Origin of the sequence: Shewanella japonica (assembly GCF_002075795.1) — a bacterium.
GTDB classification, from domain to species: domain Bacteria; phylum Pseudomonadota; class Gammaproteobacteria; order Enterobacterales; family Shewanellaceae; genus Shewanella; species Shewanella japonica.
In genome coordinates this window covers 745,345-760,656 of sequence record NZ_CP020472.1, presented here as the reverse complement: position 1 = coordinate 760,656, position 15,312 = coordinate 745,345, and the positions used below count along the sequence as shown (strand labels likewise).

The window sequence follows — 15,312 nt, the reverse complement described above, 5'->3', positions numbered from 1 at the left end:
TGTACTCCTTAAACCACTAAACTTTTGTGCAAAACGCTGACTGACACGGAACTATAATGCGGCAACTGCTGCGAGCCCGGCATTGATGTCATTCACTAAATCTTCTGCGTCTTCAATCCCGACAGATAGTCTCAGTAATGTATCTTTAATACCAGCTTCATAACGTGCTTCAGGCACCATTGCTCTGTGGGTCATTGTTGCTGGGACGGCAACTAAGCTTTCCACCCCGCCTAAGCTTTCAGCAACACTGAAAATCGATAATGCATTTAAAAAGGCAACCACTTCCGCTTCGCCACCTTTAAGCTCAAAACTTAACATAGCACCAAAGCCTTTTTGCTGTTTGGCAGCAATATCGTGACCTGGATGGTCTTTTAAACCGGGATAGTACACTTTTTCAACGACATCACTAGATTGCAGCACGTCAATCACACGCTGAGCATTAGTTTGATGCTCACGGATCCGCACGGCTAAAGTTCTAATACCACGCAGTGTTAAGTAACTGTCAAATGCAGAACCTGTTAGCCCTAAGGTATTTGACCACCAATGTAATAGCTCACCAAGCTCTGCATCTTTAGCGACAACGGCGCCGCCAACAACATCACTGTGGCCATTAATGTATTTAGTCGTTGAGTGCATCACGATATCAGCACCAAGTTCTAATGGCTGCTGTAAAATTGGAGATAAAAAAGTATTGTCGACTACAACAAGTGCATCAACAGCATGGCTAGCTTCAACGATGGCTTTAATATCCACAACCCGCAAAAGTGGGTTCGAAGGTGTTTCTAACCAGACCATTTTAGGCTTTTGCGCTATCGCTTCAGTGAGTGCTTTCTCGTCAGTTTGATCAACAACCAATAATTTAAACTGGCCTTTGTTGGCAAGATTTGTGAACAGTCGGTAACTACCACCATAACAGTCATGCGGTACCACGATTAAGTCATCAGGCCCAAGTAAACTGGTCACTAAGGTAATCGCGGCCATTCCTGTACAAGTTACAATCCCTGTCGCGCCATTTTCTAGTTTAGCGATTGCCTCTCCTAGTACACAACGAGTCGGATTACCTGAGCGGCTATAGTCGAATTCCCTAGGGTTGGTGTGTCCATCAAATGAATAATTTGTTGAAAGGTAAATCGGCGGGACTACCGCGCCATACTGAGTATCAGATTCGATACCTTGGCGAACTGCTAATGTAGCTGCGCGATGTTTTTTCATTGTAAGCTCCTCAAGATTGACACACTATAGAGTACACACCGTAGAGATGTCTAGATGGCTAAATGTACCTAAGCAAAGTTAGATCGTCAACACATATTAGACGTTTAGACGTCTAAACATAAAGAAATCTATTTGCATTCGTTATAGAATAGCAGCAATAATTTGACTGTAATAAATAAGCAGTTAAAATCTGCCACGAATCTATCGTATAAAGGTGAGTTAATGACTGAATGGAATGGCGACTATATCAGCCCATATGCCGAACATGGCAAAAAAAACGAACAAGTTAAAAAAATTACGGTATCCATTCCGTTAAAAGTGCTTAAAGTACTAACTGATGAACGTACTCGTCGTCAGGTGAATAACTTGCGCCATGCCACTAACAGTGAACTATTATGTGAAGCATTTTTGCACGCATATACTGGTCAACCACTCCCTAACGATGAAGATTTATCTAAAGAAGGCCCAGATAGCATTCCAAGTGAGGCTAAAGCTCTCATGGATAAAATGGGCATCGAGTGGGAAGATTTAGACGAATAATCACTATTGAGCTTACTTTTATGTAAGCTCAATTTTATTCTGCATTTCTATTCGCATAAAATTTGTCGTACCAAATTTGCACCGACCTTAATTAAGTCAACGAGCACAGAATGGCATTTATCGATCCGCAAACCTTGATGCTTGCATCGGTTATCATATTTCTGGGCGCACTAACTCAGGGGCTAATAGGTTTTGGCTTAGCTGTGGTCGCCAGTCCACTGCTTTACATTATTGACCCTCAACTTGTTCCTGTTCCAGTTATTGCATGTGGATTTTCCATTGCATTAATAACGTTATTGCGAGAGCGAACCCCGCTCAAGTTTAATGGCTTACAATACGCCTTGCTCGGTCGAGTCCCTGGTGGTTTTCTTGGTGCTGGATTATTAATTTTTGCCCCACAAGCAGTATTAGGGCTAGCGATAGCCTTTATTGTGGCTGCTGCAGTCATTCTTAGCATCTATAAAATTACCGCACCAGTAAATAAGATCACTTTGTTTATAGCAGGGGTTTTATCAGGAGTATTTGGCAATATCGCTGCAATTGGTGGCCCACCTCTAGCAATATTACTTGCCGGAAAAGACGCACCACAGTTTCGTGCAGCCTTATCTATATTTTTTGTCTTTAGTTCTATGATTGCGATGTTAATACTCATTGTGGCGGGACTCGTTGAGCTAAAACATGTTTGGCTTTCATTGATGTTATTGCCGTCGGTGTTTTTGGGTAGCCTAGTGGCAGGAAAGCTAACCAATAAAGTCGACAAAGAAAAAACCAGAATGGCAACATTAGTGCTGTGTGGTCTGAGTGCTATCGTGCTAACAATTAAGTCAACGTTAGCTTTATCTATCAGTTAATCACGCCATAATTAAAGTCGCTGACGATCTGCTAAGTCAGCACTCAAAAGTGGTAAGAGGTTTGTAATACTGCCCCTACGGCGTCATCTTCACCATAGCTACCACTCATGTCTAACTTAAATGCTTGCCCAATCGCAAAACCTGTACCAAATGAATATATATCAACACTGTTGTCTTTTAAGTCATGTCGATAACCCATTCTCAACGAGAGCCAATCAGTGGCTTTTAGCTCACCGCCTACACGCCAATACTGCACAGGATCAAACTCTTTAAATCGGGTTTGGTCGACTAAATCAATATCTGTGGTCAAGGTTACCGATGACCAATCGTAGGCAGCGCCTGCGGTAATTAATGGTTCCACTTGGTAGTGAAACTCTCGTCCTTGCGCTTCAACCGTTTTGACGGTTTGACTGAATAAGTTTCTGGCAGATAGCCCAATAGTTAATTTTTCAATAGGTTCAAATGCGACACCAACGTCCAAATTAAAGAGATTTTCATCGTTACGATATTTGTCGTCATCAAAATCATCAGCGTCGAAATTGTTAGCATTAACTGAGTAATGGTAAGTATCAATTCGTTGAAACTTCGGTGAAACCCCTACCCTGACAGGCATATTTACAATCGACAAAGGAAAGCTGAGTGCCACACCAAAATCAGTCACACTACCAGCTAGCACGACGCCTTGAGAATCTAGGTCAGTGATTTCAGTTGGCGGGTTATTAGGGTCAAGCACGTTCAAAGTATCAATGTCTGACTGGGCAATATCGGCCACACCCACTGCGTCAATATAACTTTTATAAAAAACCGCCATCGGCATACGTCGATTTGGTATCACCAAAGCTGCACCAATTCCTGCTGATACATTCGCCACATTGCCTTTGAGTGATTCTAAATCTAACACTAAGTCGTCTCGAAAGGCTTCAACCTCGGCGGAGTCACCGTTATTGATTGCCGTTTCAAGGCCATCATAAGAGTCCTGTAACGAATCAAACTTATCAATCATATTATCGCTATCAGAACCTTCCGCGCCAACTGTTGGCAGTAATAAAGAAAATGCTTGGGTCTTGTTGATTTCATCATTGGTATAGGTGTTATGTGGAGTAAGAATGGCCAATAAAGCAGGATTAATGAAACTAGCGCCAACTCGATTAGAGACAGCAACACCAGTACCGCCCATACTGTCGCTGCGAGCTTCAAAATAAAGCCCGCTAGCTTGCACATTGTTGGCAAGCAAGAGTAAACAGAAAGGTAGCGCTAGTCTTGATAGCATCCAAGTTTTCCTATTTTTATTGTTTAATAAAGATAGTAGAAATAATCAAAAAAGGATGTCATATCAGCAAACTAAATTTTCATTTTTACCTTGTTTCAACTAACTGCATTGACTAAATTTTTATAAATCAGGCAGATAAGATTTGAAACCTTCATGGGTAAACTGTATAAATTTTTTCAGGCGCTCAGGTTGAAATTTGTCCTTGTGATAAAGCACATAAAACGGTGTATCGGGTATTTGCCAATCAGTAAATACTTCGACTAATTTCTCAGTTTGTATCTCTTGATGGCAATATAAATATGGCAACCTGACGATACCATTACCAGCTAATGCGCTAATCTTCATTGCTCGGCCATTTTTACACCGAAACTTACCTTTAATCGCAACATCAATATGCTCTTTCACAGCTCCCTGTTGACTAAAACGCCAATGATTAATCGAACCAACGATACAAGCATACTTATTGAGTTGGCTCGGATGTGTCGGCTGTCCAAATCTTTCAAGGTAGGCAGGTGACGCCAAGGTACAGTTTTTAATATCAATAAGCTTTCGTGCTATTAATCCTGAATCCGATAAATCCCCCATTCTAAATACCACATCAAAATGATCTTCAATTAAGTCGACTCGTTGGCTACTGAAATCGAGATCTATAGTGATATCGGGATATAGTTGGATAAAGTCATTCACTAAGGGAACGATAATGTCTTCCCCTAAAAAACCACCCACACAATTGATATAAATATTACCTGATAATTTTTCCGCACTATCTACTGTGGTGGCCACAGCTTGCTCAATTTGATGTAATGCTTGCTGGCATTGCTGTAAAAACATCGCGCCTTGATCTGTCAAGCGCTGCGTCCTGGTGGTGCGAATAATCAAACTGACACCTAGAAATGTTTCTAAACTCAATAATTGTTTAGATAAGTGCGAGCGTGAACAGCCCAATACTTCCGCAGCTTGAGTAAAGTTACCTTGTTCTGCAATCACCACAAAAGCACGGATATCCACTAAATTTATTTCTGTATTCATTTAACTCTCAATATCCATTTGCAGATAAGATGGTATCAGTTCTGCAGTAACCACCGCCTATATACGTCAATGAGTCATCGCTAGCGCTGGCTCATTAGAAGTCATACGTAAACAATTATGTTCTTTATCGATTATATATCAACAATAAATCGCGCTCTATAATTCTCTCATTAACAAAGAGAGGTCGAAATCATGAAAGAACTTATCGTAATTACTGGTGCATCTTCAGGTATTGGTGCAGCAATGGCCAAAGCATTCAGCGCTAAGGGACATCCATTACTATTATTGGCTCGCCGTCTTGAACCCATGCAGGCATTGCAACTTGAAAATAGCTTAGCAATTAGCGTTGATGTGACAGATACTGAAGCGATGAAAGCAGCCATTACTGAAGCTGAAACACAATACGGCCCTGTTGGCTGTTTAATCAATAACGCTGGTGTGATGTTACTAGGTCAAGCAGATGTGCAAGATCCACAAGAATGGAGCAAGATGCTCAACATCAACGTAATGGGCGTACTGAATGGTATTCATGCTGTTTTAGCCAGTATGAAAGCCCGTAAAACAGGTACTATCATCAACGTAAGTTCAATTGCTGGCCGTAAAACCTTTCCAAATCATGCGGCTTATTGTGCAACTAAATTTGCTGTACATGCATTAACGGAAAATATCCGTGAAGAAGTTGCTATGGACGATGTTCGCATGGTGACCATTGCACCAGGAGCGGTAGAAACTGAATTATTAAGCCACACAACAGATCAAGCGATTAAAGATGGCTACGCAGACTGGAAAGAAGACATGGGCGGCGTAGTCGCACCAGAAGTCATTGCTGAAACGGCTGTATTTGCCTACGAAATGCCACAAAGCGTTTGTGTTCGTGAAATCGCGCTTGCCGCAACACGTCAGCAACCATAAGAGCTTACCGACAACATCAATAGACACATTGATCAATGTGCACTGTAACTAAAACAGTGCACACTTTCTGCTGTATCCTTCTCCATATTTACTTTTATGCAACCACCAAATATCACTTTAGAGATAGTTAAATATTAAAAGTGTGATCTAAAACCTGCCTTCAAAAGCGATTGCAAGCATTAAACAATACTCCCCCTCTTAACAAAAAGAAAAATACCATTATTTATCAATAACAAACAATATACACCTCAAAGCATTAGATTTTTATCAATTATATTTTTATCAATTAGATTTTTTAATTTACTTGATCGAACTCAACAATTCCTTTTTTGACAACTGTTAAATTTAATAACAAGCCAGATACATAAATATCCAAGCCCATTAACTCAGTACAAGGTAAGACAAAGGAAATGATGATGAAAACAATAAATAAAATACTCGTATGCGTCACCCTCGCTTTATGTTTTGGAGCACAAGTTCAAGCTGCTGATGGAGGTAATCCTAAAAAAGGCAAACACCTCTATAAAAAAGAGTGCAAGGCTTGTCATGGCGTAGGCGATGAAGGTGGAGAGATAACCCCAATGAGCAAAACAATGAGCCAATGGGACCGTTTTTTTAAGCGTAATAAACACAAAGCAAAAGCTGAAGTATTCAATGCCTTGGATGAACAAGAACTATTAGATATCCAACAGTTCCTATATGACCATGCAGCGGATTCAGACCAACCACAAACCTGTGGTTAGGTAACCCAGTTATACTATAAAACACTTTTAATTCAATAAATTAATGAAAGGTGGGAATTTTCTCAGGGCTTAATGCTGCCTAAATTCAGCAAAACAGAGGATTTCCAACATCAATCGAAGGCAGTTTATGTAAGAGCTGCTCATTCGAAAGGAGAGATGTTATGCGTACTCTAATTTCACTATTAGTTGCTAATGCTTTGATGTTATCAGCAAGCGCTTATGCTAATGATGTTGATATACAAAGAGATAGCCTTAATAAAACCGATGCACAAAAAATAGCAGAGCTTAAACAACAGCTTGTCGATATCAATGATGAACTTGATGATATCAACAACCGAGTCGATAAAAATGAGCGTCACACAGCATTAGATAGAATAGAAATCACTGGCGACTTTAGAACTAAAGTTCATTCACTTCACTACCAAGATGTCACTTGGAACCCTGCCATTAATGTCGACTTTAACGATTTTGGTGCCAAGGCGATGTCCGGCGAGTTTGGAATGCCCGATGATGCTAACTCACCATTGGCAAAAATGATGGCGGCTAACCCCAACTTAGCGACGGCTTTTCAAAATGGACAGCTTCAAGGCAACTTGCCTTACGTATTGTCGCCCAAGTCCGTACAAGATATTGATAACGACCTATATTACACCACTCGTTTAAGACTGAACCTTAAAGCCAAAGTATGGGACAACGTCAGCTTTGCTGGTCGTCTGAGTATGTTTAAGAACTGGGGAGATTCAACAGGAGTACAAGTGTTTGACTCTTGGCGGTCGTTTACTATGGATGGCACCAATAGCGGCAACCCAAGCGGCGACTGGCTAAGAGTTGAACGCGCCTATTTTGATTGGAAAAATATTAATGGTTCACCACTGTATTTATCCATAGGACGTCGACCTTCAACTTATGGCCCACCAACCCAGTACCGGGAAAATGAAAAACGCGGCGGCACACCTTCTGGTCATTTAGTTAACTTTAATTTTGATGGCGCCACTATGGGTTATCACCTAAGTGATATCACTGGTGTTGAAGGCCAAGTGGTTCGCTTTTGTTACGGTCAAGGATTCGAATCCCAATGGGGAAATGGCGAAATGTTTGGCGATATCGTCACTAAAGACACTCACTTAGGTGGCTTTAATATTGATGTCGTTAACGACGGTAAAAACTTCCTTCAACTCACCTTGTTTGGCGCAAAAGATGTCAATGATGGCTTTAAAGGCACTATGGCTTTTCCAACTCAATTGGCTGAAATATTTGCCCCAACCATGTATCAAGACATGCAAAAGTTTGAGGACTTCAACTTCGTTACTCGAGTGCAGCCTAGTGATGTCATTGGCGATATGTTCTTAGGTGGCATTGGCTTCGCTCGCGAAGAAGATAATGACGTGAAGTGGTTCGTATCTGGAGGATGGACCCGCGCCGATGGTAATGGCAATGCTGGTATGTTTGGCGGCATGCTAACTGATGCTGTTTTTGAAGCTCAATTAAATGCAGATTCTAGTGAAATTATCATGATGCCTTCAGCCGCTGAAGAAAATGATGCCAAAGACGGCTACGGAATTTATGTCGGCGTACAAATCCCAGCACCTTACGGTAAAGTTGGCCTTGAATATAACTATGGTTCTGAATATTGGACTCCTTTCACCCAAGCTCAAGATGACCCTATTGGCAGCAAACTGGCTACCAGAGGACATGTGGCTGAAGCCTATTACATGTTTGATATCAATCCGAGAATGTTTATTAAACTCGCAGGGCTCTATTACGACTTTGAATATACAGGCAGCGGCACGCCTGTTGGCAAACCACAAAAAGTGGATGATGTTGTTGCAGGCACAGCCTACTCAATGCTGCCAGTCGTCGATACCGCTTACGACGTTAATGCATCTCTTACCGTTAATTTCTAATGCTATTAACTTCCCTCAGCGATCACTGAGGGTTGGAGTCCTATATGAAAACACTCTTAATCAGCTTAATTTCAGGTGGATTATGTTGCTTTAGCTTATTTGCCAGTGCTGCTAATCCACATAAAGACTATATAGAAGGGCCTTTTACTCAAGGCAGTGAAGTCACAAGTCAATGTATCGAATGTCATGAAGATCATGCTAAAGACGTGATGAAATCTTCTCATTGGACATGGGAGCTTGAGCAACAACTGCCAGGGCGCACCGTCAAACGTGGCAAAAAAAATGCCATTAATAACTTTTGTATCGCCGTCTCAGGCAATGAGCCTCGATGCACTAGTTGTCATGCCGGTTACGGCTGGAAAGATGATAGCTTTGATTTCAATGACATGACCAAAGTAGACTGTTTAATTTGTCACGACACAACAGGTACTTATGTTAAAGATCCTGCAGGTGCAGGCGAAGTGCTCGCCAAAGTTAATCTTGAACGAGTGGCCCAAAATGTCGGCGCCCCAGTTCGAGATAATTGCGGTAGTTGTCACTTCTATGGCGGCGGTGGCGATGGGGTTAAACATGGCGATTTAGACTCTTCTATGTCTTACCCTGATAAAGTCACTGATGTGCATATGGATACTGATGGAAATGACTTCCAATGCCAAACTTGTCATACAACTGAGAGTCATCAAATCACAGGTAATGCCATGGGAGTATCACCAGGAGGCATGAGTGATATTGGTTGTGAAAATTGCCATGAAGCCGCTCCACATGACAATAAACGACTCAATAGCCATACCAGCAGCATCGCATGTCAAACCTGTCATATTCCTGAATTTGCTAAAAATGAACCCACCAAAATGAGCTGGGATTGGTCAACGGCAGGACAAGATATTGAGCAAACTAAAGATGAGTACGGCAAACATACCTACATGAAAAAGAAAGGTAACTTTGTTTGGGCTAAAAATGTTCAACCTCAATATGCTTGGTATAACGGTAAGGCTGATGCCTATATGGCTGGCGATAAAATGGATCCTAAGGTGGTCACTAAATTGACTTACCCTCTCGGTGATATCAATGATGAAAAAGCCAAGATATATCCATTTAAAGTGCATTCTGGTAAGCAGATTTATGACAGCAAACAAAACATTTTCATCACAGCTAAGGTCTTTGGTAAAGGCGGTTATTGGAAAACCTTTGATTGGAATAAAGCTGCTGAACTTGGTATGCAGGCCAATCAAGCGATGTTAGATAAAGGCATAAAATACAGTGGCGAATATGGCTTTGCTGAAACTGAGATGTGGTGGCGTATCAATCATATGGTTGCCCCAACAGAGCAAGCTTTAAACTGCAATGATTGTCACAATAAAGGCACTCGCATGGATTGGAAAGCATTAGGCTATGAAGGCGATCCAATGAAAAATAAGTCGATTAAGAAACATGCAACAACAGACTAAATAACTCGACTTGAGGAATAAAGAAGGTCTAAACTTGAAAACTGCCCAATGCAAAGAGGGCAGTTTTTTATATAGAGTGCTACAAATATTCCTTTCCATTGCCCCTTCCACCTTTATCTCAATCTATAACTCTATAAACCGAACAACCAACATAATTATTCCCAATCAAACACGCCCTTTTCCCAACGTTCAACTTTCGAACTATAACAAACGTTAATTGTTGAATTAATAACCTTTAGCATTTAACTTGGAGGTAATTCTCACAAAGTGAACTACGCTTTATGGATAACAGTTAGTGTTTATAAGGAAGTTGAATAAATGCGGGAAAACTTCAGTTTACTTTCCAAAAATAAAGCCTTTCCAGAGCTTTTTTTATCGTCGACTTTTATTAATTTATTGTCGCTCGCCTTGCCTTTCACCATGCTACAAATTTATGACCGAATTTTACCTAATCAAGGTTACGGGACTGCGACTATTTTAGTATCAGGAGTCGCCGTCGCTATTTTGCTTGAACTGTTACTTAGGTATGGTCGTAGTTGGATTCTTGCAGCATCAGCAGCCAACTTCGAGTTATCAACAACATCTGATGTCGTTGATAAGCTCATGAAAGCTAATTATCGCCATGTTGAAGCCATGGGTACTGGTCGTATTGCCAACGGCCTCGCCAGTATTTCTAGTATGCGAGAACTTTACTCTGGACAAGCTATTGTTGCTTTGATGGACTTCCCTTTCGTCCTGATTTTCCTTGCCTTAGTCGCCTATATAGGCGGCCCTTTAGTCTTTATTCCAATAGCCGTATGGGTTGTTGTAGGCGCATTAGTTTATTACATAGGCAAGCAATTAGCCTTAGCCACCCATGATTTAGCACTGTCAGATGCTGAGCGAACTCGAATGCTGATTTTAGTGCTGTCTGGCTTAACTACAGCCAAAGCTTTATCTCTTGAAGACCGACTGTCTGGTATTTATAACAATATCAATTATCAACGATTAGATAACCAACAACGGGTAGACTGGCTATCAGCAAAACTCCAAGAAGTCATTCAAGGTGCATCTCAGGGAACCACGTTGATACTTGTCATGCTTGGTTGTCTGGAAGTGTTAAATGGCTCTCTCACAACGGGTGGGCTTGCCGCTTGTTCGATTTTAGCAGGTAGAGCTATTGCCCCATTAAGTGCCATCATTAGTTTACGCTCAAGACTTGTTAGTGCTCAAACGGCGATGTCACACGTTAATGACTTAACTGAAATTCCCGCTGAGCCTTTTACAGGCGAAACCCTATATCATCAAAAGCTTCCTTTTGGCCCAATCCAATTTACGACCGTGTGTAGTCAAAACCTCGGGACTGTAATTGATAATTTTTCCACGAAAATTGAACCTAATAACTTGGTGAATCTTCAATCTAATCCGCTAAGTCATGCAAGCCATATTTTAAGCATGATTGCAGGATTTCAGCAGATTACTTCAGGTGCGGTGACAATTGATGGCACACCAATCTATCAGCATAATGCCACAGAATTTAGACAATCAGTCACTTACGTTGCGCCTTGGCCGACACTATTTGCGGGAAGCTTATTAGAAAACATGACCATGTTTCGGGCTGAGTATGAACCACAAGCCATGGCTGTTGCAGATAGCCTAGGTTTAACTAATGCCATTGCCCAACTGCCTAACGGTTATCAAACGCTCGTCGCAGACAGTGATAGCCAAATGCTCAACAAAGGGGCGATAAAACTTATCGCCATAGTGCGAGCTGTGGTTCAGCAACCTTCAATACTGCTTCTAGATGAACCGATGATTTCATTAGATGCCGATGCGCAAAATCGTTTAATAGCTTTACTCAAAGAGCTAAAACAGCACATGACTATAGTGACCGCATCACATTATGTAGCGCTTAGCCAAATATGCGATCAAAACATTGATATCATCGGCCATAGCGAACCTTCTTCAGAGCAAACGCCTTCCCAAGCGGTTAGCCAAGCTAATAAGGAGAACCGCTCATGAGCCAAGCATCATTAGAATTAAAACCACTCATTATCACCCTGTTCAAGCAGCTTGGCTTATATACACAGGCCAGTAATATCGCCAGTGATAATAGCCACAATGACTTTAACACTCTTGAAGTCTCTCGCTTGCTTAAAAAGCACCAAATTAGCTTTTCAGTCATTCACCCTTCAGCTAAAAATCTTCACCTTGCGATTCATCCATTTCTTGTGATTCCAGAAAACGAAGCTGGGTTCATTGTCAGGCGCCAAGGAAATGTTTTCGAGAAACTGCAAGGTGAGAATACATGGCAACCAATAGACTTAACCCAACTCAATGACAAAGCTAATGTTTTTCTGGTTGAATCATTACCGAGCAGTAAAAAAAACGTGCAAGCTTTTGCCGCGCAAATGAGTAAACGGACAAAATGGTACCGACCTGTATTTTGGCTCAGTTTACTTTCAAGTATTACAGGTCTGGCCGTGCCATTATTTACCATGGCCGTATATGATCGAGTCATTGGCGGGCAAACACCGTCAATACTACCTAGCATCGCATTAGGCAGTGTCTTGGCAATTGGTGTTTTAGTCAGCACTCGTTTAGTACGGGCACAAATACTGGCTACAACCAGCAACCGCTTTGCCAGGGACTTATCTGAAATAACCTTTTATCGTTTGTTGCACATGCCTCTTATGGTGCTATCACGAGTCGGTATTTCCAATCATATTGCCCGAATGCGAAATGCTGAAAAGGTCAGGATGTTACTGTCAGGCCCCGGCGGTGGAGGCTTGGTGGATTTACCATTCACCCTCATCGCCTTACTCGCCATCATGTTTTTAAGCGGTTGGTTAGTTTTAGTGCCTATTGGTATGTTGCTGCTCTATTACCTTGTGATGAAACTATTAACTCGTTATGTCCAGGCTGCTTCTCCGACAATCAGTGGCGAATATCAAAATGCTATGAGCGAATTATCTAAAAACTTACTGCAATTAAAGGCCGCTGGTGACACCGAAGGCTGGCAAACAAAGTTTATTCGCCAAGCAAGAGAAAATAGCCGACAGAATTTTTTATACGCTAAACGAAATGGCTTAAATGCAGCAGTTGCTCATTCACTTAGTCTTTTTACCGCATTAATTACGGTATTTACTGGCATATTTTTAGTGTTAGATCAGAGCATCTCTCCGGGGGCATTAATTGCCTGCGTGATGATGATTTGGCGTATTACCGGTCCTGCTCAATTAGCATTTTCCTCTAAACAAAAATTCACCATGATGGATATTGCGGTCAAACAGTTTGATCGGTTCATGCAGGCCAATACCGAGCAGTCAGAACTTAGGTTGGATACACCAGATAATAGCAAGCCACCAGCAGTTGCTTTTCAGCATGTCACGCTTCGATACAGCGCAGAAGGTGAACCTGCACTAGCAGGGGTAAATGTAGAGATTGAACCGGGTGAATTAGTGGCTATTATTGGACCAAACGCTTGTGGTAAATCCACTTTACTACTCAGTGCATTAGGCGTATTAGATGCCCAAGCAGGCTTTGTAACCATCAACGGTAAAAATTTAAAACAATATGATACTGCCATTTTTAGACAATGGGCTGGTTATAGTCCCTCACAACCGGATATTTTCCCTGGCACCTTGGCCGAAAATATTCGTATTGCTAAACCTAACGCTACAGACCAAGAAATTATTCAAGCTCTAATTGATGCTGGCGGACAAAGCTTTTTTAACAGCATCAATAATGATTTATCTGTTGACCTTTTGGGCGAAAACAATGCCATGCTTTCGGCCATTGAAGGCAGCTATATTAATCTCGCTAGAGCGCTAGTCAAACAGTCTCCACTTTTGCTGCTTGATGAACCATTACCACACCGAAACCCGACATCAAAAGCCACCCTGATTAATACGTTAACCAACCTAAAAGGACATTCAACCGTCTTATTTACTAGCCACGATCAAGACTTAATTCAACAAGCAGATAAAGTCATCATTTTAGATAAAGGTGCAGTGGTTTACGCGGGCCCTATTCCAGATAAAACGCCCCAAGAGCAGCCCACCTCAAGTGCCGAACAGGAGTCTTCAATCAATGGATAATCGTCAATTAGCTAATCGAATATGGCCTAAGCATGAATTTGCTGAAGCGATTGAAGCACCTGCTGAACGAAAAATGATCCGCAATGTCATTTTAATCATCACAGGATCAATATTATGTATGCTTATTTGGTCTGTTTTTACTGATGTTGAAGAAATATCAAAATCTAAAGGACAAGTCGTGCCACTAGGTCATCGACAAGTGATCCAAAGCCGTACTGGTGGCACCATTGCCTCTGTCGTTGTTGAAGAGGGTGATGTCGTCAAAAAAGGCGATATTTTAGCAAGCTTTGTCTCTATTGATAGCTTATCAGCAGAAGAAGAACTCACCAGTAAACGTGCCAATTTAATCATGCGAATTGAGCGTTATGATGCCTTTACGGAGCAAAGAGAGGCCGACTTTAGCGAATTTGCTATCGAGTACCCTGAGTTACTACGACTTCATACTTCCGCTTTAAGACGTATGAATGAAGAGCGTGTTGCAATGGAGCAATTATCAGAATCCGATATTGCCAAAACCCAAGCTGAACTTGACGGTCTTAAAGCAGAAATCCCGCCATTGAGTGATCAAATACAAACAGCTGAACAAACTCTTAAAATGATGCTGTCCGTTACTGCTGAACAAGCGGTATCTAAGTTGCGTATTTTAGAGTCACAACAAAAGCTTGATTCCTACATGCGTGAGCTAAAATCAATGGAAAGTAAACAGCAAGTACTCTCCAAAAATCTAGTTAACTTAGAACGTCAACTCAAGCAAAAACAAGCCTCACTGTTTAAAGATGTCGGAGAAAAACGAACAGACACTCAAGCAGAGTTATTGGGGGTTATCGCAAGGCTTAAATCTTCTGATTCTTTGGTGTCTCAAAATACAGTGACAGCGCCTGTTGACGGTATTATCCAATCCATTCCTACAAGTTCTACTGGTAGTGTAATTCAACCAGGAGGCACTGTTGCAGTGATAGTTCCTATGACTAAAACAGGGTTAATGGAAATTAAACTGTCCCCACGAGATATCGGCTTTGTTCGAGTGGGTCAAAGTGCTCGTATCAAAATTGATGCCTTTGATTACAGTCGATACGGCGCGCTTGATGGCATTGTCAAACGCATCTCACCCAGCACTGACTCAGATGAAAAAGGCGGCGTTTTTTACAAGGTGCAACTGTCCATCGAAAAGCCCTACTTTTTTGACACGCCTGGTCAATTTGAATTAATCCCAGGCATGACAGGAGAAGCAGACATAGTGACTGGGGATAAAAGTGTTTTCCAATATTTATGGAAACCCGTGTTTACTAATATTAATGAAGCATTCGGTGAGAGGTAGAGGTTA

12 protein-coding genes are annotated in these 15,312 nt (G+C 41.5%); 9 read left to right on the top strand and 3 right to left on the bottom strand.

From position 1 onward, the window contains the following. Window positions 1–51: 51 nt before the first annotated feature. On the bottom strand, window positions 52–1,212 hold the full coding sequence (gene metB / locus SJ2017_RS03295; protein WP_055022727.1) for a cystathionine gamma-synthase: 1,161 nt from the start codon (window positions 1,210–1,212) through the stop codon (window positions 52–54). A gap of 222 nt (window positions 1,213–1,434) precedes the next feature. On the opposite strand from metB, the gene metJ reads away from it, so the two are divergent. Both metJ and SJ2017_RS03285 read left to right on the top strand, forming a co-directional pair. Beyond that, on the top strand, window positions 1,435–1,752 hold the full coding sequence (metJ, locus tag SJ2017_RS03290; RefSeq protein WP_055022728.1) for a met regulon transcriptional regulator MetJ: 318 nt from the start codon (window positions 1,435–1,437) through the stop codon (window positions 1,750–1,752). 110 nt (window positions 1,753–1,862) lie between these two features. Next, window positions 1,863–2,603, top strand: coding sequence for a sulfite exporter TauE/SafE family protein (locus SJ2017_RS03285; RefSeq protein ID WP_080914860.1), 741 nt, complete (start codon window positions 1,863–1,865; stop codon window positions 2,601–2,603). Window positions 2,604–2,646: 43 nt separating this feature from the next. Here SJ2017_RS03285 and SJ2017_RS03280 read toward each other — a convergent pair whose 3' ends face one another. After that, a complete protein-coding gene (locus SJ2017_RS03280; RefSeq protein ID WP_080914859.1) occupies window positions 2,647–3,873 on the bottom strand; it encodes a conjugal transfer protein TraF in 1,227 nt (408 codons plus the stop codon). 120 nt (window positions 3,874–3,993) lie between these two features. Then, window positions 3,994–4,902 (bottom strand): LysR family transcriptional regulator, encoded by a 909-nt coding sequence (locus tag SJ2017_RS03275; protein WP_080914858.1) that lies wholly within the window; start codon window positions 4,900–4,902, stop codon window positions 3,994–3,996. 192 nt (window positions 4,903–5,094) lie between these two features. On the opposite strand from SJ2017_RS03275, the gene SJ2017_RS03270 reads away from it, so the two are divergent. From SJ2017_RS03270 to SJ2017_RS03240, 7 genes are all read left to right on the top strand, one after another. Next, a complete protein-coding gene (locus SJ2017_RS03270; RefSeq protein ID WP_055022732.1) occupies window positions 5,095–5,814 on the top strand; it encodes an SDR family oxidoreductase in 720 nt (239 codons plus the stop codon). A 413-nt stretch (window positions 5,815–6,227) separates the two neighbouring features. Then, window positions 6,228–6,557 carry a c-type cytochrome gene (locus SJ2017_RS03265; protein WP_055022733.1) on the top strand — a complete coding sequence of 110 codons (330 nt, stop codon included), beginning with the start codon at window positions 6,228–6,230 and terminating at the stop codon, window positions 6,555–6,557. A 161-nt stretch (window positions 6,558–6,718) separates the two neighbouring features. Continuing rightward, on the top strand, window positions 6,719–8,461 hold the full coding sequence (locus SJ2017_RS03260; RefSeq protein WP_055022734.1) for a DUF3373 domain-containing protein: 1,743 nt from the start codon (window positions 6,719–6,721) through the stop codon (window positions 8,459–8,461). 44 nt (window positions 8,462–8,505) lie between these two features. Further along, window positions 8,506–9,909 carry a tetrathionate reductase family octaheme c-type cytochrome gene (locus tag SJ2017_RS03255; RefSeq protein WP_080914857.1) on the top strand — a complete coding sequence of 468 codons (1,404 nt, stop codon included), beginning with the start codon at window positions 8,506–8,508 and terminating at the stop codon, window positions 9,907–9,909. A 318-nt stretch (window positions 9,910–10,227) separates the two neighbouring features. Beyond that, window positions 10,228–11,910, top strand: coding sequence for an ABC transporter transmembrane domain-containing protein (locus SJ2017_RS03250; protein ID WP_080914856.1), 1,683 nt, complete (start codon window positions 10,228–10,230; stop codon window positions 11,908–11,910). After that, window positions 11,907–13,988, top strand: a complete 2,082-nt coding sequence (locus tag SJ2017_RS03245) for an ATP-binding cassette domain-containing protein (RefSeq protein ID WP_080914855.1) — start codon at window positions 11,907–11,909, stop codon at window positions 13,986–13,988. Before SJ2017_RS03250 ends, SJ2017_RS03245 begins: the two co-directional genes overlap by 4 nt. Then, a complete protein-coding gene (locus SJ2017_RS03240; protein ID WP_080914854.1) occupies window positions 13,981–15,306 on the top strand; it encodes an HlyD family type I secretion periplasmic adaptor subunit in 1,326 nt (441 codons plus the stop codon). Before SJ2017_RS03245 ends, SJ2017_RS03240 begins: the two co-directional genes overlap by 8 nt. Window positions 15,307–15,312: the final 6 nt, after the last annotated feature.

Excerpts from the sequence above, each read along its gene's own strand:
- metB (WP_055022727.1), bottom strand. The coding sequence starts at position 1,212 with ATGAAAAAACATCGCGCAGCTACATTAGCAGTTCGCCAAGGTATCGAA.
- metJ (WP_055022728.1), top strand. The coding sequence starts at position 1,435 with ATGACTGAATGGAATGGCGACTATATCAGCCCATATGCCGAACATGGC.
- SJ2017_RS03285 (WP_080914860.1), top strand. The coding sequence starts at position 1,863 with ATGGCATTTATCGATCCGCAAACCTTGATGCTTGCATCGGTTATCATA.
- SJ2017_RS03280 (WP_080914859.1), bottom strand. The coding sequence starts at position 3,873 with ATGCTATCAAGACTAGCGCTACCTTTCTGTTTACTCTTGCTTGCCAAC.
- SJ2017_RS03275 (WP_080914858.1), bottom strand. The coding sequence starts at position 4,902 with ATGAATACAGAAATAAATTTAGTGGATATCCGTGCTTTTGTGGTGATT.
- SJ2017_RS03270 (WP_055022732.1), top strand. The coding sequence starts at position 5,095 with ATGAAAGAACTTATCGTAATTACTGGTGCATCTTCAGGTATTGGTGCA.
- SJ2017_RS03265 (WP_055022733.1), top strand. The coding sequence starts at position 6,228 with ATGATGAAAACAATAAATAAAATACTCGTATGCGTCACCCTCGCTTTA.
- SJ2017_RS03260 (WP_055022734.1), top strand. The coding sequence starts at position 6,719 with ATGCGTACTCTAATTTCACTATTAGTTGCTAATGCTTTGATGTTATCA.
- SJ2017_RS03255 (WP_080914857.1), top strand. The coding sequence starts at position 8,506 with ATGAAAACACTCTTAATCAGCTTAATTTCAGGTGGATTATGTTGCTTT.
- SJ2017_RS03250 (WP_080914856.1), top strand. The coding sequence starts at position 10,228 with ATGCGGGAAAACTTCAGTTTACTTTCCAAAAATAAAGCCTTTCCAGAG.
- SJ2017_RS03245 (WP_080914855.1), top strand. The coding sequence starts at position 11,907 with ATGAGCCAAGCATCATTAGAATTAAAACCACTCATTATCACCCTGTTC.
- SJ2017_RS03240 (WP_080914854.1), top strand. The coding sequence starts at position 13,981 with ATGGATAATCGTCAATTAGCTAATCGAATATGGCCTAAGCATGAATTT.